Annotated in this window: 22 protein-coding genes, 1 tRNA gene and 1 pseudogene; 8 read left to right on the top strand and 16 right to left on the bottom strand. The window is 68.8% G+C overall.

What is annotated here, in order from left to right:
• Nucleotides 1-185: 185 nt before the first annotated feature.
• Both QMG61_RS07025 and QMG61_RS07030 read right to left on the bottom strand, forming a co-directional pair.
• A tRNA-Arg gene (locus QMG61_RS07025) sits at nucleotides 186-258 on the bottom strand.
• 41 nt (nucleotides 259-299) lie between these two features.
• On the bottom strand, nucleotides 300-1682 hold the full coding sequence (locus tag QMG61_RS07030; RefSeq protein WP_283493619.1) for an MFS transporter: 1383 nt from the start codon (nucleotides 1680-1682) through the stop codon (nucleotides 300-302).
• 94 nt (nucleotides 1683-1776) lie between these two features.
• On the opposite strand from QMG61_RS07030, the gene QMG61_RS07035 reads away from it, so the two are divergent.
• Entirely contained in the window at nucleotides 1777-2511 is a 735-nt protein-coding gene (locus QMG61_RS07035) for a flavodoxin family protein (RefSeq protein ID WP_283493620.1), read from the top strand.
• 46 nt (nucleotides 2512-2557) lie between these two features.
• Nucleotides 2558-4126 (top strand): carboxylesterase/lipase family protein, encoded by a 1569-nt coding sequence (locus QMG61_RS07040; RefSeq protein WP_283493621.1) that lies wholly within the window; start codon nucleotides 2558-2560, stop codon nucleotides 4124-4126.
• A gap of 36 nt (nucleotides 4127-4162) precedes the next feature.
• Here QMG61_RS07040 and mgrA read toward each other — a convergent pair whose 3' ends face one another.
• Nucleotides 4163-5188, bottom strand: a complete 1026-nt coding sequence (mgrA, locus tag QMG61_RS07045; RefSeq protein ID WP_283493622.1) for an L-glyceraldehyde 3-phosphate reductase — start codon at nucleotides 5186-5188, stop codon at nucleotides 4163-4165.
• Between the two features lie 99 nt (nucleotides 5189-5287).
• Here mgrA and QMG61_RS07050 point away from each other — a divergent pair, with 99 nt between their 5' ends.
• The 3 genes from QMG61_RS07050 to QMG61_RS07060 all read left to right on the top strand — a co-directional run bounded on the left by QMG61_RS07050 (nucleotide 5288) and on the right by QMG61_RS07060 (nucleotide 9185).
• Nucleotides 5288-5749 (top strand): DUF3817 domain-containing protein, encoded by a 462-nt coding sequence (locus QMG61_RS07050; protein WP_283493623.1) that lies wholly within the window; start codon nucleotides 5288-5290, stop codon nucleotides 5747-5749.
• 69 nt (nucleotides 5750-5818) lie between these two features.
• Nucleotides 5819-8128, top strand: a complete 2310-nt coding sequence (gene purL / locus QMG61_RS07055) for a phosphoribosylformylglycinamidine synthase subunit PurL (RefSeq protein WP_283493624.1) — start codon at nucleotides 5819-5821, stop codon at nucleotides 8126-8128.
• Nucleotides 8129-8267: 139 nt separating this feature from the next.
• On the top strand, nucleotides 8268-9185 hold the full coding sequence (locus QMG61_RS07060) for an endonuclease domain-containing protein (RefSeq protein WP_283493625.1): 918 nt from the start codon (nucleotides 8268-8270) through the stop codon (nucleotides 9183-9185).
• Nucleotides 9186-9252: 67 nt separating this feature from the next.
• Here the strand turns inward: QMG61_RS07060 and QMG61_RS07065 are convergent, their stop codons facing one another.
• The 12 genes from QMG61_RS07065 to QMG61_RS07120 form a co-directional block, all read right to left on the bottom strand.
• Complete coding sequence (locus QMG61_RS07065) at nucleotides 9253-10221, bottom strand: SDR family NAD(P)-dependent oxidoreductase (protein ID WP_283493626.1); 969 nt, start codon at nucleotides 10219-10221, stop codon at nucleotides 9253-9255.
• Nucleotides 10218-10601 (bottom strand): chorismate mutase, encoded by a 384-nt coding sequence (locus tag QMG61_RS07070; protein WP_283493627.1) that lies wholly within the window; start codon nucleotides 10599-10601, stop codon nucleotides 10218-10220. The genes QMG61_RS07065 and QMG61_RS07070 overlap by 4 nt, the downstream gene beginning before the upstream one ends.
• A gap of 26 nt (nucleotides 10602-10627) precedes the next feature.
• On the bottom strand, nucleotides 10628-11770 hold the full coding sequence (locus QMG61_RS07075; RefSeq protein WP_283493628.1) for a DMT family transporter: 1143 nt from the start codon (nucleotides 11768-11770) through the stop codon (nucleotides 10628-10630).
• 95 nt (nucleotides 11771-11865) lie between these two features.
• Entirely contained in the window at nucleotides 11866-12525 is a 660-nt protein-coding gene (locus tag QMG61_RS07080; protein ID WP_283493629.1) for a GNAT family N-acetyltransferase, read from the bottom strand.
• A 224-nt stretch (nucleotides 12526-12749) separates the two neighbouring features.
• A complete protein-coding gene (locus QMG61_RS07085; protein WP_283493630.1) occupies nucleotides 12750-14036 on the bottom strand; it encodes an adenylosuccinate synthase in 1287 nt (428 codons plus the stop codon).
• 1 nt (nucleotide 14037) lies between these two features.
• Nucleotides 14038-14532 (bottom strand): DUF3151 domain-containing protein, encoded by a 495-nt coding sequence (locus QMG61_RS07090; RefSeq protein ID WP_283493631.1) that lies wholly within the window; start codon nucleotides 14530-14532, stop codon nucleotides 14038-14040.
• 8 nt (nucleotides 14533-14540) lie between these two features.
• Complete coding sequence (locus QMG61_RS07095) at nucleotides 14541-15134, bottom strand: TetR/AcrR family transcriptional regulator (RefSeq protein WP_283493632.1); 594 nt, start codon at nucleotides 15132-15134, stop codon at nucleotides 14541-14543.
• 66 nt (nucleotides 15135-15200) lie between these two features.
• Nucleotides 15201-17291 (bottom strand): YhgE/Pip family protein, encoded by a 2091-nt coding sequence (locus QMG61_RS07100; RefSeq protein WP_283493633.1) that lies wholly within the window; start codon nucleotides 17289-17291, stop codon nucleotides 15201-15203.
• Nucleotides 17292-17969, bottom strand: a complete 678-nt coding sequence (locus QMG61_RS07105; protein WP_283493634.1) for an ATP-binding cassette domain-containing protein — start codon at nucleotides 17967-17969, stop codon at nucleotides 17292-17294.
• A gap of 171 nt (nucleotides 17970-18140) precedes the next feature.
• On the bottom strand, nucleotides 18141-19262 hold the full coding sequence (locus QMG61_RS07110; protein ID WP_283493635.1) for a baeRF2 domain-containing protein: 1122 nt from the start codon (nucleotides 19260-19262) through the stop codon (nucleotides 18141-18143).
• Nucleotides 19263-19363: 101 nt separating this feature from the next.
• Nucleotides 19364-19732, bottom strand: a complete 369-nt coding sequence (locus QMG61_RS07115) for a DUF4440 domain-containing protein (protein ID WP_283493636.1) — start codon at nucleotides 19730-19732, stop codon at nucleotides 19364-19366.
• Nucleotides 19733-19807: 75 nt separating this feature from the next.
• On the bottom strand, nucleotides 19808-20437 hold the full coding sequence (locus tag QMG61_RS07120; protein WP_283493648.1) for a TrmH family RNA methyltransferase: 630 nt from the start codon (nucleotides 20435-20437) through the stop codon (nucleotides 19808-19810).
• Between the two features lie 98 nt (nucleotides 20438-20535).
• On the opposite strand from QMG61_RS07120, the gene QMG61_RS07125 reads away from it, so the two are divergent.
• From QMG61_RS07125 to QMG61_RS07135, 3 genes are read left to right on the top strand one after another with little or no spacing between them, the layout of a single operon-like run.
• Complete coding sequence (locus QMG61_RS07125) at nucleotides 20536-21801, top strand: Nramp family divalent metal transporter (protein ID WP_283493637.1); 1266 nt, start codon at nucleotides 20536-20538, stop codon at nucleotides 21799-21801.
• Nucleotides 21802-21817: 16 nt separating this feature from the next.
• On the top strand, nucleotides 21818-22474 hold the full coding sequence (locus tag QMG61_RS07130; RefSeq protein WP_283493638.1) for a metal-dependent transcriptional regulator: 657 nt from the start codon (nucleotides 21818-21820) through the stop codon (nucleotides 22472-22474).
• A 52-nt stretch (nucleotides 22475-22526) separates the two neighbouring features.
• Entirely contained in the window at nucleotides 22527-23327 is an 801-nt protein-coding gene (locus QMG61_RS07135) for an HAD-IIA family hydrolase (RefSeq protein WP_283493639.1), read from the top strand.
• 68 nt (nucleotides 23328-23395) lie between these two features.
• Here the strand turns inward: QMG61_RS07135 and QMG61_RS07140 are convergent.
• Nucleotides 23396-23829 (bottom strand): annotated as a pseudogene (locus QMG61_RS07140) (septum formation family protein); the annotation flags it as partial.

A 23829-nucleotide genomic window follows, 5' to 3' on the forward strand; every position in this document is an offset into this window, starting at 1 on the left:
GTCTCCCGAGGGCAGGCGCCCGGCACGACCCCGGTTGCCGAGGCCCGCTCCGCGTCGATGCAGCCTGGGACACGGGGAGATGGTCCAGCTCGATGGTCGCCAGCGAAAGAGGGCCGCTCGGTGTGCCGCGGAGACATAAAAAAGCGGCCCACCTGAGTGAGCCGCTTTTTAGGTTTTTTGTACTGTGCGCCCGAAGGGATTCGAACCCCCAACCTTCTGATCCGTAGTCAGATGCTCTATCCGTTGAGCTACGAGCGCCAGATGCCGTTCGAACTTGACGCTCGAAGACAACTTAGAAACTATAACAGTTTTTCCGGGAGGTCTCGTCCGGCGGAGGCTGCGACCGGCGTGCGGATGCCCAGCCAGGACACGATCCCGCCCGCGAACATCAGCGCCGCGACGACGACCATCACCCGTTGGAAGCCGGCGACGTCGAGCTGATCGCCGATGATCGTGCCGGCCAGGGCCACCGCGATGAGACCGGCAACCCGGGCCACGGCGTTGTTGATCGCCGATCCGATGCCGGCCTGATCCGCATGGATCGACCCGAGCACTGCGGCGGTCAACGGCGCCACGGTGATCGCCAGGCCCAGGCCGATCACGACGATGGCCGGCACGACCTGCGACCACACGTTGATCGGCGGCACGGCGGCCAGGAGCAGCAGGAAACCCGCCCCGGCAACGAGCGGGCCGATGGTCATGAACAAGCGCGGGCCGTAGCGTCCGGCGAGGGTGCCGAACAGGGTGGCGAAGAAGAGCAGCATGAGAGTGGCCGGAATGCCCGCAAGACCCGTCGCCGTGGCGGAAAGGCCGCCCACCTGCTGCAGGTAGACGGCGAAGATGAAGAAGCCCAGGCTGAGGGCCGCGTAGATGCCGACCGTGGCGATGTTGCCGACCCAGAAATTGCGCACCCGGAACAGACCGAGCGGCATCATCGGTTGCGGCGCTCGCGCCTCCCACCAGAGGAACGCGGCGAGCGCGCACACGCCGACCACGAGGGGCAGGTAGACCACCGGGCTTCCCCAGCCCAGCCGCCCCTGCTCGATCAGCGCGAAGACGGGAGCACCCAGGCCGACCACGGCCAGACAGGCACCGATCACGTCGATCCGGGCGGCCGGACCCACGCGCGCCGGCTCGTCGATCCGGGCCAGCACCACCAGGGTGACCAGGATGGGCAGCACATTGATCCCGAAAACGAAGCGCCAGCCGATCGTGTCGACGAGCACGCCGCCCAGCACCGGCCCCATGATGCCGGCAATGCCGGTCCAGCCGGTCCACGCACCGATGGCCCTGCCTTGCGCCGGGCCGGAGAATGTGGAGGTGATCAGGGCAAGGGAGCTCGGCACGAGCAGCGCGGCCGCAACGCCCTGGAGAATGCGGGCGACGACCAGCAGGGAACCCAATGGCGCAACGGCGCAGGCCAGCGATGTGATCCCGAACCAGATCAGGCCCGCCCGGAGCACTCGCACCCTGCCGTAGGTGTCGGAGAGGGAGCCGGCCACAAGGATCAGCGCGCCGAGGGAGAGCAGGTAGCCGTCAACCACCCACTGCTGCAACGCCAGGTCGCCGGCGAATTCCCGGGCGATGGCCGGCAACGCCACGTTGATGATCGAGCCGTCGAGGAAGGCAACGAAGGACGCCAGGATGGCGACGATCAGAACACGGCGCTGGCGAGGAGTCACATCAGAGTTTAGCTCCGGCGACACCGACCGGGCAAAGGTTTGCGACGGTCAACAGCCCCTAGCTGTAGCCGTTCGCCGGTGCAAAACTGGCGCCATGACTCCGACCCGCAACACCCAGGCATCCTTCGAGTATTCGGGCCTGCGCGCCTTGTTCATCAACTGCACCCTCAAGCGCAGTCCGGAGGTCAGCAACACCCAGGGCCTGATGAACCTGAGCGCGGCGATCATGCACGAGCAGGGCGTCTACGTGGAGACGATCAGGGCGATCGACCACGAGATCGCCACGGGCGTCTACCCCGATATGACGAAGCACGGCTGGAAGACGGATGCCTGGCCCGCCCTTTTCGACAAGGTGCGCAGCTCGGACATCCTGGTGATCGGCGGGCCGATCTGGCTCGGCGACAACGGCTCCGTCACCAAGCGGGTCATCGAACGGCTCTATGCGATGAGCGGAGAGTTCAACGACAAGGGGCAGTACGTCTACTACGGCAAGGTCGGCGGCGCGATCATCACCGGCAACGAGGACGGCGTGAAACACTGCTCCTCGAATATCCTCTACAGCCTGCAGCACATCGGCTACACGATCCCGCCCGCGGCCGACTCCGGCTGGATCGGCGCGATCGGGCCGGGGCCGAGCTACCTCGATCCGGGCTCTGGCGGACCGGAGAACGACTTCACCAATCGCAATACGACCTTCATGACCTGGAACCTCATGCACCTGGCCGCGATCCTCAAGGCCAACGGCGGGATCCCCGCCTACGGCAACCTGCGCCAGGACTGGGACAAGGGTGAACGATTCGGCTTCCGGCCCAACCCGGAATATCGGTAGCGAATGACCCGGTCACCCGGGAAGGATCACAGAAGGGGAGCACGGCGTGAGCGCGATCCTGACCCACGACGCACCGGTCACGGTGCCGAGTCGCCTGACCGTGCGGGTCACCGGCGGCATCGTGCGCGGCGTGCAGGAGGACGGCATGCTCGCCTGGCGTGGGATCCCCTATGCGGCGCCGCCGGTCGGTGACTACCGGTTTCGTGCGCCCCAGCCCGTCGTGGCGTGGGACGGCATCCGGGACGCGTCGACCTTCGGCCGGATCGCGCCGCAACCGTACAAGGGCCAGTTCAAGGGTGCCGGGCCGAAGGTGCCCTCCGGCGAGGACTGCCTGACCATCAACGTGCTGCGGCCGGCCGCACCCTCCCGCACGAGCCTGGGCAGGCCGGTGATGGTGTTCATCCACGGCGGCGGCTACAGCGTGGGCTCATCCCGGGAGTTCGCCGGGCGCGGCGAGCGCTTCGTGCGCAGCGGCCGGGTGGTCTACGTGAGCTTCAACTACCGGCTCGGCGCGCTCGGATACCTGGACTTCAGCCGGTACTCCACGCCGGAGCGCCCCCTCGAGAGCAATCTCGGGCTGCGCGACCAGGTTGCCGCCCTGCGGTGGGTGCGGGAGAACATCCGTGCCTTCGGCGGGAATCCGCGCAACGTGACCGTGTTCGGCGAGTCCGCCGGGGGAAACGCGGTGATCACGCTGATGGCGACGCCGAGCGCCGCCGGGCTCTTTGCCCGGGCGATCGCTCAGAGCGCCCCGACGAACGCGGCGTTCTCCACCGCGCTCACCGACGTCTGGGCCACGGAATTCGTGCACGAATTGCGCAAGATCACCTCGGCGCCGGACGCCCAACAGGCCGACCCCAACGCGCTGCTCTGCTCCGCCTCCGTGTCCGACCTGGCCCACGCGGCCGTGGTCCTGCAGTCCCGCACCCCGGACGCGAACCCGGGCACGTTCTGCCTGGTGCCCGTGGTCGACGGCGATTTCCTGCCCGAACGACCGCTCGACGCGTTCCGGCACGGACGGGCGCACCGGGTGCCGCTGATCATCGGCACGAACGAGAGGAAGGGCTCGATGTTCCGGGGCCGGGTGGACATCCTCCCCCGATCGCCGTGGCGGATCGTCTCGGTGTACGACAAGGCCCCCCTGTCCTCGCACGACGCCATGCGGGCGGTCTACTCCCGGTTGCCGGCAAACCGGTCGGCCGTCGACTTCGGCGGGGACTTCGTGTTCTGGTACCCGAGCGTGCAGATCGGCGAGTTGCACTCCCGGGTGACGCCGGTCTACGTCTACCGGTTCGACATGGCACCCCGGCTGATGCACCTGCTCGGCATCGGCGCCACCCACGGACTGGAGCTGTTCGCCCTGTTCGAGCAGGTCGACGTTCCCGTCGCGCGCGCGATGAGCATGCTCGGCGGCCGCGCCGCATTCATCGGGGCGGGAAATCGGATGCGGCGGCACTGGCTGCGCTTCGCCTGCACCGGTCGTCCGGATGACGTCTGGCCGACCTACACGGAGACCGAACGCCTCACCCTGATCATCGATGCGAAGGACCGGATCGAATCGGACCCGCGCGGGGAACGGCGTTCGGTCTGGCAGAGTTTCATGCCCGAGTTCTGACATCGTCCCCCGCCCCGTGCGGTGCCCGCCGGCGGGTCAGACGGCGGAGGACCGCGCCCAGAGGTTGATGCCCAGGTCGACCGCGTGCCGGTCGATGCGGGCGAGTTCCTCGTCGTCGAAGGTCAGGTTGTCGAGGGCGGCGAGGTTCGTCTCCAGCTGGGCGACGGAGGACGCCCCGACCAGGGCCGAGGTGACCTCGCTGCGCCGCAGCACCCAGGCCAGCGCGAGCTGCGCAAGCGACTGCCCGCGTTCGGCCGCGATGAGCGTGAGCGCCCGGATGTGCCCGAGCGTCTCCTCGTTGATCATGTTCGTGCTCATCGAGCCGGGGCGGGCGGCGCGCGATCCCTCCGGGACCCCGTGCAGGTAGCGGTCGGTGAGCAGGCCCTGGGCCAGCGGGGAGAACGCGATGCAGCCGACGCCGAGCTCGTCGAGGGTGCCGAGAAGCTCGGTCTCCACCCAGCGGTTGGCCATGGAGTAGGACGGCTGGTGGATGAGCAGCGGTGTGCCCAGGCCGGCGAGGATCTCGGCCGCCCTCCGGGTGCGCTCGGGGGAATACGAGGACACCCCGGCGTAGAGGGCCTTCCCGCTCGTGACCGCGGTGTGCAGGGCGCCCATCGTTTCCTCGAGTGGGGTGTCGGGGTCGGCGCGGTGCGAGTAGAACACATCGACGTAGTCGACGCCCATCCGGCCGAGGGACTGGTCCAGGCTCGCCAGCACCGACTTGCGGGAGCCCCACTCGCCGTACGGTCCCGGCCACATGTCGTAGCCGGCCTTGGTCGAGAGCACGAGCTCGTCACGGTGCGCGGAGAAATCCTGTCGCAGGTGGGCGCCGAAGTTGGTTTCGGCGCTGCCGTACGGAGGGCCGTAGTTGTTGGCGAGGTCGAAGTGCGTCACCCCGAGGTCGAAGGCGCGGCGCAGGATCTCCCGCTGCGTCTGGCGCGCGGTGGTGTCGCCGAAGTTCTGCCAGAGGCCGAGCGAGATGGCGGGAAGTGTGAGACCGCTCCGGCCGGTGCGGCGGTAGGGCATGGAGTCGTATCTGGTTTCAGCCGGAAGGTAGGTCATCTCCTCATCGTGGCACGTCGCATCCGTCTGCGGTCTGCGGCCGCGGTCTGCGAAGATCGACGCAGCACTTTTTCTCTCACCCGACTGGACCGATGCATCGTGACTCCTCGCCTCTTCTACCGCACGATCGCCATCGCCGAGGCGGTGACCTGGACGCTCCTGATCGCCGGCATGCTGCTCAAGTACGTGGCGCAGGCCGGTGACACCTGGGTGCGGATCGGGGGCTTCGCCCACGGCCTCGTCTTCATCGCCTACGGGATGACCGCCGTGCTCGTGGGCGTCAACCAGCGCTGGAGCCTGCGGCTGATCGTCGCCGCGGTCGCGACCGCGATCGTCCCGTACGCCACCATCCCCTTCGACCGCGTGTTGGAACGCCGCGGCAGGCTCGACGGGGCGTGGCGCCACACCGCGACCGACGATCCGAGAGACCGCACCTGGGTCAGCGTGCTCCTGCGCTGGATGCTCAACCGTCCGGTGCTGCTCGGAATCCTCTTCGTCGTCGGCCTGGTGTCGATCCTGACGACACTGTTGATCATCGGCCCTCCCGGCGGCCGTAGCTAGCGGGTCGCAGCCTGGCCGGGCGGGTAGACTTGCCGGGTCAAGCATCCGCTATCCCTGGGAGAACGCCTCGTGACCGCTGTTTCCACTTCATCCTCCCGCGGCGTCGCCGACACCGTGACCAACGCGATCGCGACCCCCGACAAAGAGCAGCCGTTCGACGCGCTCGGCCTGACTCCGGGCGAGTACGCGGAGATCCGCACCATCCTGGGCCGCCGCCCCACCTCGGGCGAGCTGGCGATGTACTCGGTGATGTGGAGCGAGCACTGCTCCTACAAGAGCTCGAAGAAGTACCTGCGCCAGTTCGGCGACAAGGTCTCCCCCGCCATGAAGAAGAACCTGATGGTGGGCATGGGCGAGAACGCCGGCGTGCTCGACGTCGGCGAGGGCTGGGCGGTCACGTTCAAGATCGAGTCGCACAACCACCCCTCCTACATCGAGCCGTTCCAGGGCGCCGCGACCGGCGTCGGCGGCATCGTGCGCGACATCATCTCGATGGGAGCCCGCCCGGTCGCCGTGATGGACGCCCTCCGCTTCGGTGACATCGACGATCCGGACACCGCCCGCGTCGTGCACGGCGTCGTCTCCGGCATCTCCTTCTACGGCAACTGCCTCGGCCTGCCCAACATCGGCGGCGAAACCTGGTTCGACAAGGTCTACCAGGGCAACCCGCTCGTCAACGCCCTCTCGGTGGGCGTGCTGCGGCACGAGGACCTGCACCTGGCCAACGCCACCGGCGCGGGCAACAAGGTCGTGCTCTTCGGGGCGCGCACCGGCGGCGACGGCATCGGCGGGGCATCCATTCTCGCGTCGGACACCTTCAGCGAGGGCGGCCCGACCAAGCGCCCCGCCGTGCAGGTGGGCGACCCGTTCGCCGAAAAGGTGCTGATCGAGTGCTGCCTCGAGCTGTACCGCGACAAGCTCGTCGAAGGCATCCAGGACCTCGGCGCGGCCGGCATCTCCTGCGCGACCAGCGAGCTGGCCTCCAACGGCGACGGCGGCATGTTCATCGAGCTCGACAAGGTGCTGCTGCGGGACCCCTCCCTCACGGCCGAGGAGATCCTCATGTCGGAGAGCCAGGAGCGGATGATGGCCGTCGTCACTCCCGAGAAGCTCGCCGGGTTCCTCGCCGTGACCAAGAAGTGGGACGTGGAGACCAGCGTGCTCGGCGAGGTCACCGACTCCGGCCGGCTGATCATCGACTGGCACGGCGAAGAGATCGTCAACGTGGACCCGCGCACCGTCGCGGTCGACGGCCCGGTCTACGACCGCCCCGTGGCCTACCCGGCCTGGCTCGACGCGCTGCAGGCTGACACGGCATCCGCCCTGCCCCGCCCGACCTCGCCCGAGGTGCTGCGCGAGCAGTTCCTGGCCTTGCTCGGCTCGCCGAACCTCGCCGACCCGAGCTGGATCACCGACCAGTACGACCGCTACGTGATGGGCAACACCGCCCTCTCGTTCCCCGACGACGCCGGGATGATCCGGATCGACGAGGAATCAGGGCTCGGCTTCGTGATCGCGACCGACGCGAACGGGCGCTACTGCCAGCTCGACCCCTACCGCGGCGCGCAGCTCGCCCTCGCCGAGGCGTACCGCAACGTGGCCGCCACCGGCGCGGTGCCGGTGGGCATCAGCGACTGCCTCAACTTCGGTTCGCCGGAGAATCCCGAGGTGATGTGGCAGTTCGAACGCGCCGTGACAGCGCTGGCCGATGGTTGCCTCGAGCTGGAGATCCCGGTCACCGGCGGCAACGTCTCGTTCTATAACCAGACCGGCGACCAGCCGATCCACCCGACCCCGGTCGTGGCCGTGCTCGGCGTGATCGATGACGTCGCCCGCCGCGTGCCCAGCGGCTGGCAGGACGACGGCCACAACATCTACCTGCTCGGCATCACCCGCGAGGAGCTCGACGGCTCCGCCTGGGCCGGAGTCATCCACGACCACCTCGGCGGCGTGCCGCCGCTGGTCGACCTGGCCGGGGAGGCCACCCTCGCCGGGCTGCTGCACGCGGCATCGGTGGAGGCGCTGATCGACAGCGCCCACGACCTCAGCACTGGCGGGCTGGCGCAGACGCTCGCCGAGGCCGTGCTCCGGTTCGGGGTCGGTGCCCGGGTGTGGCTCGGCGACATCTGCGAGCGCGACGGGGTGGACGCATCCGTCGCCCTGTTCTCGGAGTCGGCCGGCCGCGTGGTCGTCTCGGTGCCGCGCGAGGACGACGTGAAGTTCCTCGGCCTGTGCGAGGGGCGGGGCTACCCCGTGCTGCGCATCGGCGTGACGGATGCCACCGCGCCCGTGCTCGAGATTCAGGACTACTTCACGGTGTCTCTGGAAGACCTGCAGTCCCGCCACCGCAGCACCCTCCCCTCCCGCTTCGCCCACTAGCCCGGGCAGGTAGCGCGAGAGTGCACTTTTCGCCCCCTCCGCTCGGCTGTGGGGGCGAAAAGTGCACTCTCGCGGCCGGGGTGTGGCGAGGGTGTGGAGAAGATCAGCGCGGATCGGGCAGGTCCGGCATTATTCGGGGATGAAACGGGCCCGGAAACTCCCGATCGCGCTGCGCGGGCGTGCGTTCAGCACGCGAGAAGGATCCGCCGGGGGCGTGACGGCGAAGCGGATGCGTGGCGCCGACCTCGAACGGCCGTTCGTGGGCATCCGGGTGCCGCGCGGCAGTGACCTGCCGGACCCATGGGTCGTCGACGTCTACAGCCGGCGGATGTCTGCCGACGACTTCTTCAGCCACGCGTCGGCCGCGCAGATCCACGGTCTGCCATTGCCGAGTTGGCTCGAGCGCGCACGAACGGTGCACGTCAGCACGGAAAGCCAGGAGCACCGGGACCGGGTGCGCGGCGTGGTCGGTCATCACGTGCGGAGGGACAGCATCCGTACCGTCGTCGTGCGCGGCCTGAGGGTCACGACGCCGGTGGACACCTGGTGTCAGTTGTCGACCATGTTGGCGGTCGACGACCTCATCAAGATCGGGGACGCGCTGGTACGGCGGAAGAAGCCGTTTGCGACCATGCTCGAGTTACGGGTGGGAGTCGCGCGCTACGCGGGACGGCGCGGCGCGCGAAAGCTGCGTGAGGCCCTCGCCGCGGTGCGGCCCGGCGTCGATTCGCCGAAGGAGACCGAGCTGCGGCTGCTCCTGGTGCGGGCCCGCCTGCCCGAGCCGGAGGTGAACGGGGAAATCGTCGATCGAGCCGGCGTGAAGATCGCGACGGGCGACCTCGTCTATCGGGAGTATCGCGTTCTGGTCGAGTACGACGGGGAGCAGCACCGGAGCGACGAGGATCAGTACCACCTGGATGTCGACCGGCTCGACGCCGTCATGGAGTCGGGTTGGCGAGTGATTCGCATCAACAAGTCGCATCTCCGGTCCCGGCCCGCGTCGGTCATCCGCAGGGTCGAGACGGCCCTGCGCGCCCGCGGCTGGCGCTCCACCTGAGCCCGCAGCATCCGCTCGCCCCGTCCAGAGCAACGTCACGTCACGCGAAAGTGCAGTTTTGGCCCCTTCAGGGCCCGTGAGGGGGCGAAAAGTGCACTTTCGCGGGGAGGGAGAAGGGGGTCTTGGTGAGGGATTCGGAGCGGGACCAGAGCGCGGCGGCCACCGCCTCGTCGAGCGAGGTGCGGGTGGGGGTTTGGAGGGTCGGGGCTCCCCGGGTGAGGAAGCGCGGGCCGTAGTACTGGCCGCCCGCGGCATCCGGGTCGGCGGCGGCGCGCACGATCGGCCACGCGCCGCGGTCCTTGCCCTGCGCCATCATGCCCTGCAGGTTGTCGACGAAGCGCGCGCCGCGGCCTGGTTCACTGACCCCGCGGATGCCGGGCGTCAGCCCCGAAATCGAGTAGCCCGGGTGCGCGACCAGCGAGGTGATCCCGTCAGGGCCGTCGGCGCCCGCGGCCCGCAGCCTGCGGTCGAGCTCGAACCCGAACACCTGCAGTGCGATCTTCGACTGCGCGTACGCGGTCCACTTCTTGTAGTTCTTCTCGAGCTGAAGGTCGTCCAGGGTCGAGTCGATGATGCGCGAGATCATGGAGCCGAGGGAGACAACCCGGCTGCCCGGGGTGCGCTGCAGAGCCGGCAGCAGCAGGGCGGTCAGGGCGAAGTGGCCGAGGTAGTTGGTGGCGAGCACGAGCTCGTCGCCGTCGACGCTGAGTTCCCGGGTGCGCGGCGGGTGCACGATCCCGGCGTTGAGAATCAGCCCATGAACGGCGGGGAGCTCGAGCAGGATCTCCGCGGCCCGGCGCACGGATGCGAGGTCGGCCACGTCCAGCGGCACGGTCGACACGGCGGCCCCCGGCACTCGTCCGCGGATCGCGCCGGCGGCCGTCTCGGCCCTGGCCGGGTTGCGGCAGGCGAGCACGACGTGGGCGCCGGCATCCGCCAGTTGCTCGGCGGTGAAATAGCCCAGCCCCGTGTTGGCGCCCGTGATCACGAAGGTCTTGCCGGCCTGGCCGGGGAGGATCCGCGGGTTCCAGGTCATGAGGCGGGGTTCGTCTCGGTGGCGGCCGAGCCGGCGGCGCGCGGGGAACCGTTGGACCCCGGGGTTCCGGCGATCTGCTCGTGGTGGTGGATCACCTCGGCGATGATGAAGTTGAGGAACTTCTCGGCGAAACCGGGGTCGAGACGCGCCTCCTCGGCAAGGCCGCGCAGGCGCTGGATCTGCAGCAACTCGCGGGTCGGGTCGGCCGGCGGCAGCCCGTGCGCGGCCTTGAGCCGGCCGACCTGCTGGGTGAACTTGAACCGCTCGGCGAGCAGGTGGATCAGGGCGGCATCGATATTGTCGATGCTCTGCCGGATGCTGCCCAGTTCGTCGATCGCATCCCGACCCGCGCCCGCGGGCAATTCCTCTGCTGCTGCCATGGTTCGACGATACCGTGCGGTCGAAATCACCGCCGACTTCGCGCGGCACGGGACGCGCCGACGGTGGCTCGGCTCGGGTCCGGCCGGACCGGCGGAGAGGCAGCGGTCCCCGCACCGGAACCGGAACCGGACGCGGCCGCACCGGAACCGGACGCGGCCGCGCCGGCGGCGCCGACCGCGCCGGCCGCGACAGTCTCGGCTGCGACGGCGGCGTCCGCGACGGGATCCACGGGCTTCGTGCCGCGGCGAGAGGGCAGCCGGAACCGCTTCTGCGCCAACAGGATGCCCAGGAGCACCAGAACCCCGCCGAGGGGTTCGTGCCAGGACAGGGTCTCGCCGAGCAGGAGCCCGCCCAGCAGCACCCCGACCACCGGCGTGACATAGGTCACGGTGGACGTGTTCGTCGGCCCCCAGGCCCGGAGCACGTTGATGTAGAAGATGTAGGCGAGGCCGGTGCCCAGTGCCCCGAGCGCGACCAGGCTCAGCACGATCGAGACGGTGAGGTCCACCGGCTGCCAGGCCAGCACCGGGGTGAGCAGCAACATGATCGCCCCGCCGATGCCGATGTTGAGGAAGGCGAAGGTCGCTCCCGCGATCGGCCGGCCGCTGAGGAACCGACGCGTGTAGCCGAAGGTGAAGCCGTAGCAGACCGCGGCGCCGAGGCAGGCGAGCTGGCCCCACAGGTCCCCGGTCAGGGCGGCGTACTGCCACGGCCCGATGATCACGACCACGCCGAGGATGCCGACGACCACGCCGACCACCTGGCTGCGCCCCAGTCGCTCCACCCGGAAGGCGAGGGTCACCATGAGCGCCGTCATGATCGGGGTTGCGGCGTTGTAGATGCTGGCGAGGCTCGATGACACGTACTGCTCGGCCCAGGCGAACAGGAGGTGCGGCACGACGCATCCGGTGATGGCGATCACGAGGAAGTGCAGCCAGACGATGCCCTCGCGTGGGAGCACCGGGCCGTTACGCACGCGGGGCCGGGTGACCAGCACGATCAGTCCGAGGGTGAGCCCGCCGAGCACGAGCCGGGACCAGGCCACCTGGCCAAAACTGACCCCGGTCAGGGCGATCTTCATGAAGAGAAAACTGGACCCCCAGACCACGCCCATGCCCAGGAATTGGAGGGTGACGAGGGTCTTGCCTGCCGTCGGAGAGTCGCTCACCTGCCGACCCTATCGCGGCCGAGCGTGCCGGGTGCGGGTTCCCACGTCGACGACCGAAATCCGCGGACCCGACCCTCGGCTCAGCTCAGCTCGGCTCAGCTCGGCTCGGCTCGGCTCAGCTGGCCGATGCGGTAGTGCACGGCATCGGTGCCGTAGCCGTTGAGCCTGGCCCGGAGGCCCGCCCGAACCCGCGGCCATTCCTCCTCGAGCACCGAGTACACCACGGTGTCGCGCCAGCTGCCGTCGGCGCGGCGGCGCTCCCGCCGAATGGTGCCCTCATAGGTGGCCCCGATGCCGGCGATCGCCGCGCAGGAGCGCAGGTTCAGGGCGTCGGCCTGGATCTTGACCCGGCCGAAACCGTGCTCGAAGGCCAGGCCGAGCAGCAGGATCTTCGTCTCGGCGTTGACCGCCGTGCCCCAGACCCGGGGGTCGTAGGCGGTCCAGCCCAGGTGCACGGCACCGTTGGCCAGGTCGAGGTCGCCGAGCGTCGAGGTGCCGACGAGGTCACCGTCATGCGGGCCGCCGATCAGGCGCACCGCGTAGGGCAGCCCTGACCACTGGTAATAGGCCAGAGCCCAGTCGATGAAGTCGCCGAGGGCGGGGTGCAGCCCGGCCGGACCGCCGCCGTAGCCACCGGCGAAGACGGCCGGCTGGGCGATCGCCCGGTGCAGCTCGGGCAACAACACGCGCGTCAGCGGCTCGAGCTGGAGATATTGGCCCGCGATCGTCGCGGGCGCCGGGCGAAGGGCGCTCATGCCGACATTTTGTCAGGGAAACGTGACCGCGCGGTGAACGGATGCCGACGATTCCGTTCCGCGGCAATCCCACCCGGGCGAGGCGGCCCGCACGGGCCTGCCGTCATGCCGAATGGCCGCGTCACCTGACGCGGCCATTCACCGAAATGCGCACACAGCCCGACCGGTCGAACGATCCGAACGGTCGGTCGGTCGGTCGGTCGGTCGGTCGATCAATCCGGCGATCAGTCGATCAGGTCGTGCCGCGAGATGATCGCTTCGCGGCCGGGGCCGACGCCGATCGCCGAGATGCGGGCGCCGCTCATCTTCTCGATCGCGAGCACGTAGTCCTGGGCCGCGCGGGGCAGATCCTCGAAGGTGCGCGCCCCCGTGATGTCCTCTGACCAGCCGGGAAAGTCCTCAAAGATGGGCTTGGCGTGGTGGAAGTCCGACTGCGACACGGGCACCTCGTCGTAGCGCACCCCGTCGACGCTGTACGCGACGCAGACCGGGATGACGTCGAGTCCGGTGAGCACGTCGAGCTTGGTGAGCACGAAGTCGGTCACACCGTTGATCCGGGCGGTGTAGCGCGCAACGGGGGCGTCGTACCAGCCACAGCGGCGGGGGCGCCCGGTGGTGGTGCCGAACTCAAAGCCGTTCGCGCGCAGGAACTCACCAGACTCATCGAAGAGTTCGGTCGGGAACGGACCGGCGCCGACGCGGGTGGTGTAGGCCTTGACGACGGCGATGATGCGGTCGATCCGGTTCGGGCCGATGCCGGAACCGGTCACCGCACCGCCGGAGGTGGCGTTCGAGGAGGTGACGAACGGGTAGGTGCCGTGGTCGACATCCAGCATCGTGGCCTGGCCGCCCTCGAACAGTACGGTCTTGCCCTCGGTGAGGGCTTCGTGCAGCAGCAGCGCCGTGTCGGCGACCATCGGCCGCAGGCGCTCGGCGTAGCTGAGCAGGTCGTCGACGATCTCATCGACGGAAATCGCGCGACGGTTGTACACCTTGACCAGCAGGTGGTTCTTCTGGTCGAGCGCGCCCTCGACCTTCTGGCGCAGGATGTTCTCGTCGAACAGGTCCTGCACGCGGATGCCGACGCGGTTGATCTTGTCGGCGTAGGTCGGCCCGATGCCACGGCCGGTGGTGCCGATCTGGCGCTTGCCGAGGAACCGTTCGGTGACCTTGTCGACCGTGCGGTGATACTGGGTGATCACGTGCGCGTTGGCGCTCACCCGGAGCTTGGAGACATCAACACCGCGGGAGATGAGCGCGTCGAGTTCCTCGAACAGCACCTCGATGTCGACGACGACACCGTTGGCGATGATCGGGGTGACCCCGGGGGTGAGGATGCCGGAGGGCAGCAGGTGCAGCGCGTACTTCTCGGTGCCGATGACGACCGTGTGGCCGGCATTGTTGCCGCCGTTGAACTTGACGACGTAGTCGACGCGGCTGCCGAGAAGGTCGGTTGCCTTGCCCTTGCCCTCGTCGCCCCACTGGGCTCCGATCAAAACAATCGCTGGCATATCAGTTCTCTCCTCGGATGAAGAACGCCTCGGTGGGCGGGGCCGGGTCGTTGGCACGGTAGCCGTCCGGCGTAATGGTTTCCTGCTCGATCCGGGTGATCACGGTGCGATCGGCGTCATCCAGGAAGGTGGTGAGACGCTCGAACTCGTCGTTCTCGCCGATCTCCCGAGCGGCCCGGCGCAGCGCATACAGCGCGCGCAGCACACCGCGGTTGGGTTCGTGGGTCCACGGCACGGGCCCGTGGCCGTGCCAGCCGGCCTTGCGCAGCGCGTCGAGGCCGCGGTGGTAGCCGACCCGCGCAAAGGCATACGACTCGATCGTGCGGCCCTCGATGTTGGCGACATCGGCGAGCACGGCCCAGGCCAGGGACGAGGTCGGATGCGCCGCCACCACGGAGGCGAGATCGGAGCTTGCGGTTCGTCGGAGCGCCTCGATCACCTCCGGTTCTGCGGGAAGGAGGGTCTCGGGCTGCTGAATCAAATTTTCGCCGGTCACACTCGATTCTAACGCGGTGCGGGCGGGTCCCCGCCGAGGAGGCCGCCGGAGAGCGAGTCGAGGATCGCGGCGGCCACTTCGGCAGAGGGCCGCGCGGGCTCGAAAACGAGCCATTCGAGGCCGGCCATCAGCACGGCGCCGAACACGCTCGACGCCATCAGGCCGCAGCTCCCACGGTCCACCGACTCCGGTTTCGCCTCGGCGATGGCCTCGGCGAAGACCGCGAGCGCCTCGTGCCGCAGCGCGAACAACGTCTTCTGCCAGGACCGGTCGGTGCGGAAGATCTCCGCGGCCATCAGCTTGGCCAGTGACGGGTGCGCGGCGATCCGATCGAGCAACGCACCGATCAGCGCCTCGATTGCCGCGCGCCCCTGCAGATCCCCGCGGGCCGCCCGGAGGGTGTCGGCAAGTGCGCCGACCCCCTCCTGCAGCAGTTCCTCGAACAACCGGTCCTTCGAGCTGAAGTTGTAGTACAGGCTGCCCTTGGCCACCCCGGCACGCTCGGCCACCTCGTCCATCGTGGTGCCGGTGATGCCCTTGGTCGCGGCCAGTTCCAGCGTGGCGTCCAGAATGGCGCGTTTCGTTCCGGTCGCGCGTGCCATGAGAATTCCTTTTCCGATTCGCAGTTGGTGTGCCGATGGATGCCGCATCCCACGGTCAGAGCCCGATTAGATGGTCAGCTCCGGGTGCAGCCGTCCGACGGTCCAGATTCGTTGGCGTCCGGCGCTCCAGGCGCTGATCACGATCGATCCGACCAGAATCACGGCGAGAACAATGACCGAAACCCACAGTCTAGAGTCGATGCCGCCGGTGATGAGCTCGCGCAGCCCGGTGACGACATAGGAGGCCGGCATGAACGGATGCAACGCCTGGAAGAACACGGGCGTCGTCTCCACCGGGTAGGTGCCGCCCGATGAACTCAGCTGGAGCATGAGCAGCACCAGGCTGACCACCCGGCCGGCCGCGGTACCGAGAAGAATGATGAACATCTGCTGAAGGGCCAGGAAGGCGAGCGTCGTCAGATAGAGGAAGGCGCTCATCCCGAGCCAGTACTCCGGCCGAAGCCCGATTCCATAAACCAGCACGAGCACCATGATCACGACCTGGGCGAGCCCGATGGCCATCGCCGGCAGAAAGCCGGTCATTGTCGCCCGGAGGCCAGAAGCGGCGCTGGCGAGCGCCCGAGTCGGCAGCGCACGCAGGATCAGCCAGGTGATCAGTCCACCGACGAAGGTGGCGAGGGCAAGGAAGAAGGGCGCGAAGCCTTCGCCGAAGCTGTCGGAGGCGTTCTCCCACTTCTGCACGAGGGTGACGGGGCTGGCGATCACGGCGGTCTTCTGCTTGATCTGGGCGGCTGACAGGTTCGGGGCCGCCTGTCCTCCCGCGGTGAGCGCGTCGGCCAGGGTGCCGCTGCCCGTCGTGAGTTCGGCGGCGCCGGAGTCCAGGCTCGCCCCGCCGTCGACCAGTTTCTCGGTGCCGTCGACCAACGAACTCGTGCCCGCGCTCAACTCCTCGCTGCCGGTGCGCAAGGCCTCGGCCCCGGAGGCCGCGGCACCTGCTCCCTCGGCCAGCGACGCGGCGCCGGCGGAGAGCTGCCCTGCCCCGGTGGCCACCTGGGCAGCGCCGGCCGAGCCGGCGGTCAGCTTGGTCGAGAGTTCCCCGACCCCGGCCGAAAACTGGTTGGACAGTCCGGCGTAGGTCTGGGTCTGGGTGAGCGCACCCTGGGCCCCGGTATTGACCGTTTCGGCGCCCGCGCCCAGCTCTTCAACGGCCGGGATGAACGCCGACGCCGGGGTTCCCTCCGGTGCCGACTGCATCTTCTGAAGCAGGTCGTGCAGTCCGGTCGAGACCGACGCCGTGCCGCCGGCGAGCGTGCCGGTTCCGGATGCGATCGCGTCCGCACCGTCGGCCAGCTGCACCGACTTCTCCGAGAGGGTCGTGGCCCCCGCGGCGGCGGCCTGCATTCCCGCGGACACCTGGCCGGTGCCGTCCGCGAGCGTCACCGACGATCCGGCGAGTGTCGCGGATCCGGTGGACAGGGTGTCCAGCCCAGTGGCCAGGGTTGTGGCACCATCGCTCAGGCGTGCGGCCCCGCCGTCGAGGGTGACCGCGCCGTCGGCGAGAGCGTCGAGGCCGACCAGCAAGGTGCCGGCTCCTGCCGACGCGGTGGTGAGTCCGTCGAACAGGCGACCGGCACCATCCGCTGCCGAACGGATGCCATCGCCGGCATCATCCACGCCCACGAGCAGCGCGTTCACGGTCTGGTCGCCGATCTCGGTGGCGACCGCGTCACGCAGCTGCACCATGGCCTGCTTGCCCATGGTGGTGGCGAGGAAACTATTGCTGTCGTTGTAGTCCACCTGCACGGTGGCCGACAGCGGGGAGTCGGTCCCGGCCGACACTGCACTGGCCGAGAAGTCCTTCGGGATGGTGACCGAGAAGTAGTAGTCGCCGTCCTTGACACCCGTTGCGGCATCCGCGGCGTTCGTCACGGTCCAGTCCAGCTCGTGGCCGTCGACCAGGGTCTTCACCAGGTCCCGCCCGGCGGTGACCGGTTCGCCGTCGCGGCTGGCACCGGCGTCGACGTTCACGAGCGCCACGGGCAGGTGGTCGAGTTCGTGGTCCGGAGCCCAGAAGGCCCAGAGATAGAGCGCCCCGTAGATGAGCGGAATGAACATGAGCACGACGAGGGCGATCTTGGGCATCTTGCCCTTGCCGAAGCGGTGCAGCTCGGTGCCGGAAGAGAGAAAGGCAAACATTTAGCGGGACTCCTGGTTCATCACAACGACGGTCGGTTCGATGCCGAGTTCCGCCCACATTTCGGTTTCGGGCGCCGTCGCGGAGGCGATGACGCAGATTCCCCCCGCGGCGAGCGCCGAGAGGCGTTCCCAGAGGATGCGCCGCGACTCGGGCTCGTGCACCTGCTCGACCTGGTCGAAGAAGAGGATGCTCGGCTCGTTCATGACCGCGAGCGCGGCCCGCAACAGCACGGTCTGCACTTCGTCGAGGTCCCAGATCACGGTGTCGGCGGAGGGGATCGGCACGTCACCGAAGACGGCGGCGCAGACGCGGCGCACCTCGGTGTCGTCGATCGGGCGAATGAATGCCCACCAGGGCGAGATCCATGCCGTGCGCTCGCGGATGGCGGCACCGACGGTGACCGATTCCTCGAGGGCGTCGATGTCGTGGAAACCGGAGATGCCGGTGCGCTTCTGCACGCGCCGGGCCCGCCGGGGCAGGTCGTGGCCGAGCACCGTCAGGATGCCCGAGCTGGGCTTCATCCGCCCGGCGAGAGTGAGCATCAGGCTGGTGCGACCACTGCCGGTGGGACCGCAGAGCACGGTGAGGCCGGGACCGGCCTCGAAGCTGAGGGGGCCGTAAACCGAGCCCCGTTTGAATTCCAGGGCCAGGCCCTGCGCCCTCACTGTCGACTGCACGTCGATCCTCCTCGTTTTGTACTGACTAGTCAGTATAGACACGTCAGACCGAACGTTCGACCGAATTTCCGCAATCAACCCGAGAAGGCAGCCCTCGCACCCGCGCGAAAGTGCACTTTTCGCCCCCTCACGCTTCGTGTAGGGGCGAAAAGTGCACTTTCGCGGGACTGGTCAGGCGGGGATGGTTGACCAGCGCAGGAGGGCAGCGGCGGTTGCTTCGTCGGGGAGCTCTCCGTGGGAGACGACCACGATGCGGGCGTCCGTGAGGACGGCGGCCCTGGCCAGGGCGTCGACGGTGGCGACCTCCCCGAGCTCACCGGCACCGAGCGCATCCGCCGATGTTGCCGCGACCCACGGCTCCCGGTCGAGCGCGATCATCGTGCTCCCGGCGAGACCGGCAGGGTCAAGGACGAGCACCTCGACCTGGCCCTGCTGGAGCGACCGCACCACGGCGGCGAAGTCGATCTCGGCGAGCCCCTCGCCTCGCCCGGACTCCAACCGTTCGAGGGCGTCGTACTCGTCCTGGGCGAGGATCGACGCAATGTGCCGGTCGAGGTCTTCCTCCAGGTCGCGGGTGCTCGCCCCACCAGGCCGGGTGTTCGTCGGGACGACGGTGAGGATGTCCCTGGTCGCGGGGGCAAGTTGGGCCACCAGAAGCTGACGCGCCCGCACGTCCCCGGTCACGACCAGAAGCTCGGCGCCGCTGTCCCGCACGATCTCGTCGATGGCATCCGCGACCTGGCCCTCGTTGCGCTTCCAGATCTCCTCCGTGTCGCGCTGGTAACGCGAGTTGGACAGGAAGCCGACCTGCACCTTGGTGATGTAGTCGGTGTCACCCTGGATGTCTTCCTCCGCCACCGGCTCGGCCTGACTCAGCCGGAACAACCGGATTTCGCCGCCGTCACGGCCGACCTCGGCCACCACGTAGCTGAGGTCTCTGGGGCGCTGGGTGAGCAGCGGAATCAGGCACGGCACGGGGCCGTAGGATGCGATCATCTCGCCCAGCGGCTCCCCCGGGAGCACCTCGTTGAACTCGACCACGCCGTCGCGCACGACCATCAGCCGACTGACCTTTCCGGGCACGCCCGGCGGTTCCTCGATCAGCTCGACGATCGTGTCCGCATCACCCGCCGGGGCTCCGGCCGCTTCGAGCGACTCCCGCACGGTGCGGTGCCGGAGTGTGGACGTGCGGCGGGGGTCCTCACCGGCCTGGGTGACATCCGCGTAGACCGTCGATACCGAACCGGCCCGGCGATACAGCTCCGCGAGCCCCTCATTTCCGAAGTCAGCCATGGTCGGTTTCCCTTCTACGCGGTGTGCCTAGTGGTCACGCTAGCCCGCGGTGAAAGGGTCCACAACCCTGCCGAAAGACCCTGGTCGAGCCCCGACAGGAGTTAGATCGCGGTTTGCTGGTGGGCGGCGACGCACCAGCCGCCGTCGGCGAACACGTAGGTCGTCGCCGCGTTCACCTCGGTCGTGACCTCGCCCCGCGTCGCCTCCAGACGGTAGACGAGGATGCCGGCGTGGTCGTTCAGTCGAATCACGGCCGGCTGACGCAGCTGATAGCTGTCAATCGGAGCAGCGGCAGCGAAGGCGGCAATCACCTCGTCCCGGGTGATGACCCGGCCCGGCAGGATCAGGAGCGCATCCCGGGTCATCGTGCGGCGGTAGTAGTCTCCGCCGCGGCCGGCGCGTATGGCCTGCCAGCCCTCCTGCTCTTCGTGGAGCAGTCGCGCGGGCAGATCGTCAGTGATCGCAGTCATGACACCACGCTAGCGCCTATCCGCGGCGGATGCCGCGCCGCCTTCGTGCGATCAGGAAAAGTGCAATCTCGAAGTTCAGAATCGGTGTTGCAGCACCCAGTCGTGCATGGTCACGGCGGCGGCGGCCGATGCGTTGATCGACCGGGTCGAGCCGAACTGGCTGATCTCCACCACGGCGTCGGCGGCGCCGATCGCCTCCTCGGAGAGGCCCGGGCCCTCCTGCCCGAACAGGAGCACGCACCGCTCCGGGAAACGGAACGTTTCGATGATGACGCTGCCCGGCACGTTGTCGATGGCGATGATCGGAAGTTGCTCGCCGGCGGCCCACGCGACGAAGGCCGCGACATCCGGATGGTGCAGCACGTGCTGGTAGCGGTCGGTGACCATGGCGCCGCGCTTGTTCCAGCGCTTGCGGCCGATGATGTGCACCGTGTCGGCGGCGAACGCATTGGCGCTGCGCACGATCGACCCGATATTCATGTCGTGCTGCCAGTTCTCGATGGCGACGTGGAACGGATGCCGCTTCTCGTCCAGGTCGGCCACGATCGCCGCCATCGACCAGTAGCGGTAGCGGTCGATCACATTGCGGGTGTCGCCCCGTTCGAGCAGCTCCGGGTCGTAGAAGGGCTCCTCCGGGAGATCGCCCTGCCAGGGGCCGACGCCGTGGGTCGAGAGCTCGGGCGTCGGGTTCAGCGGTTCGTCAATCACCGTTCAACCGTAACCCGCGCCCCTGCACGGCCGGCGCGACGGCGGGACCCGTGACCCGGGACCCGTGACCGGCGCGACGGCGCTAGGATTTCGGTATGCCTAAATCGAGGACCGCGCCGACGACGGCCGGGGCGCAACCGGACGGCGTCGCATCCACTCGCCTGTTGTGGCTGCTCGGACCGGCCCTCGTCGCCGGCGTGGCCTATCTCGACCCCGGCAACGTGGCGAGCAACATGACCGCCGGGGCACGCTTCGGCTACCTGCTGGTCTGGGTGGTCATCGCCGGCAATCTGATGGCCTGGCTGATCCAGTACCTCTCGGCCAAGCTCGGGATCGTCACCGGGAGCAGCCTGCCGGAGATCCTCGGGGCGCGGCTGCGGAACCCGCTCGGCCGACGCCTCTACTGGCTGCAGGCCGAACTGGTGGCGATGGCCACCGACCTCGCCGAGATCATCGGCGGCGCCGTCGCTCTCTACCTTCTGTTCGGTCTTCCCCTGCTGGCCGGCGGCATCATCACCGGCGTCATCTCAATGATTGTGCTCACCGTGCAGACCCGACGCGGGCCGCGCAGCTTCGAACGGGTGATCGTGGCCCTGCTGCTGATCATCACGGTCGGCTTCACCGCCGGGGTCTTCTTCGCCCCGCCGGATGCCGCCGGGGTTGCCGGCGGGCTGGTGCCCCGGTTCGAGGGCGCCAACTCCGTGCTCCTCGCCGCGTCGATCCTGGGGGCCACGATCATGCCGCACGCGATCTACGCCCACTCGGCCCTGGCCAGGGACCGCTTCCCCGACGTCGTCGGGCCGACGGCGACCCGCCGGCTGCTCTGGGCGACCCGATGGGATGTCTCGATCGCCATGGTGATCGCCGGCACCGTGAACCTGGCCCTGCTCCTGCTCGCGGCCTCCGCTCTGCAGGGCGAGCCGGGAACCGACACCCTGCCCGGCGCCTACGCCGCACTGCAGACCAACCTCGGGCCCATCGTCGCGACCCTGTTCGCCGTTGGACTGCTCGCGTCGGGGCTCGCATCGACCTCGGTCGGCGCGTATGCCGGCGCGGAGATTATGCACGGGTTGCTGCACCTGCGCGTTCCCCTGCTCCTCCGCCGCCTGGTCACGCTGATCCCGGCGCTGCTCATCCTCGGGCTGGGCTTCGACCCGACCCTCTCCCTGGTGCTCAGCCAGGTCGTGCTGTCCTTCGGCATCCCGTTCGCGCTGGTGCCGCTGATCTGGCTGACCTCGCGTCGGGACGTGCTGGGAAGCTACACGAACCGGTGGTTCACCACGGCCGCCGGCATCCTCGCCGCCGTCCTGCTGGTGGCCCTGAACGTGGTGCTCCTCGTGCTGATCTTCACGGGCGCCTGAGACGGGACGGAACCGGATGACGAAGCCGACGCCACCGACCACCCCCGCGGTGGAGGATTACCTCAAGACCATCTACGGCCACACCGAGTGGCAGCCCGAGCCGATCACCCCGTCGGTGCTCGCCGCGCGGCTCGGCGTGGCGCCGTCATCCGTCACGGAGATGGTGAAGAAGCTCGCCGCGGCCGGCCTGATCACGCACGTTCCATACGGGCCGCTCCGACTCACCCCGGCCGGGTTCCGCGGCGCGACCGCGGTGGTGCGCCGGCACCGCCTGGTGGAGACCTGGCTCGTGCGTGAGATGGGCTACGACTGGGACGAGGTGCACGATGAGGCCGAGGTGCTCGAACACGCCCTCTCCGACCGGCTCCTCGAGGCGATCGACGTGAGGCTGGGCCGTCCGGACACGGACCCGCACGGCGACCTGATCCCGGCCGCCGACGGCAGCCTGGTGCGAGTGCCGGCGGTGCTGGTGGCGGATGCCGCGCCGGGCCACACGGGAACCGTCCTGCGGATCAGCGACCGCGACCCGGCCGTGCTGCGCGCTCTCGCCGTGGATTCGATCGGGCCGGGCATCGCCCTGACCGTGCTCGAATCATACGCGGTGCGGTTGCCGGGCGGACTCATCCGGCCGCTCTCCCCCGCCGCAGCAGCGTCAATCTGGGTCACGGCGTAACCATGGCGAAACGTGCCCCGGCTAGGCTTGGGTCGACCCCGAGGAGCGCCCAATGACACCCCGTGACGAGATCGAATGCTGGCTCACCGACATGGACGGTGTGCTCGTACACGAGAACAGTCCGCTGCCCGGTGCGGCCGAACTGATCCAGAGTTGGACCGATGCCGGAACGCCGTTCCTCGTGCTCACCAATAACTCCATCTTCACCCCGCGCGATCTCAGCGCCCGGCTCCGCGCATCCGGCCTGATCGTGCCGGAGGACCGGATCTGGACCTCCGCCCTGGCCACCGCCGACTTCCTCAAGTCGCAGGCGCCGGGCGGCACCGCTTTCGTCATCGGCGAGGTCGGCCTGACGACCGCGCTGCACGAGGCCGGCTTCATCATGACCGAGACGAACCCCGACTATGTCGTCGTCGGAGAAACCCGCAACTACTCATTCGAGGCGATCACCAAGGCCATCCGCCTTCTCCTGGCCGGCGCCCGGTTCATTGCGACGAACCCGGATGCGACCGGCCCCAGCGCCGACGGACCGATGCCGGCGACGGGCGCGATTGCCGCCCTGATCTCCAAGGCAACCGGGATGGACCCGTATGTCGTCGGCAAGCCCAACCCGATGATGTTCCGTTCGGCGATGAACCGGATCGGCGCTCACTCGGAGAACACCGCCATGATCGGCGACCGGATGGACACCGACATCGTCGCCGGAATCGAGGCCGGGCTGCACACGATCCTGGTGATGACGGGTATCAGTGACGAGGCGGAAGTGCGCCGGTATCCGTTCCGCCCCGACGAGATCATCTCGGGCGTGCACGAGCTGGTCCCGCGCGAGCCGGTCGAGTCTGACGCGATCTGAGCGAGGGCCGGGCGTTAGCCGGCCGGGCGGTGCGCCTGGACCCAGTCGGGCCTGGCCAAGTCGGACCGTCAGCCGGCGGGTGCCGGTCCGGGGCCGGCGACGCTCGCCGTGAGCGGTTCGCCGGTTGACCGGTTGACGAAGCAGTAGTAGTAGTGCGGGCTTGCCGCCCACTGCTCGCCGGTGATGGGATAGCTTCCCTGCACCTGCACGTCGGGGTACTCGCCGGCCGCGGTGAGGTCGATCACGCCGGTCGCGCTGCAGAGCAGGTTGATCTGGGAAGCCAGTGCTTCCTCGCCGGGGAACTCCGCGGCGGCGTCACCGGGGAAGGTCCCCCGGTAGACAAGCTGAGCGGCGTGCGGCGCGGCGCAGTCCGCGACCGTGAATTCTTGCTCCCAGGGCGACGCGTAGGGCTGCAGGCACTCGCCGCCGAAGAGGGTGTCCCACTGGTGCACGCCGACCGGCTGCGGAGCTGTGGGCTCCGGGGCGGCTGTCGGTGTGGGGG

This window comes from Cryobacterium sp. PH31-AA6 (assembly GCF_030063195.1).
In the GTDB taxonomy this organism is placed as follows: Bacteria; Actinomycetota; Actinomycetes; order Actinomycetales; family Microbacteriaceae; genus Cryobacterium.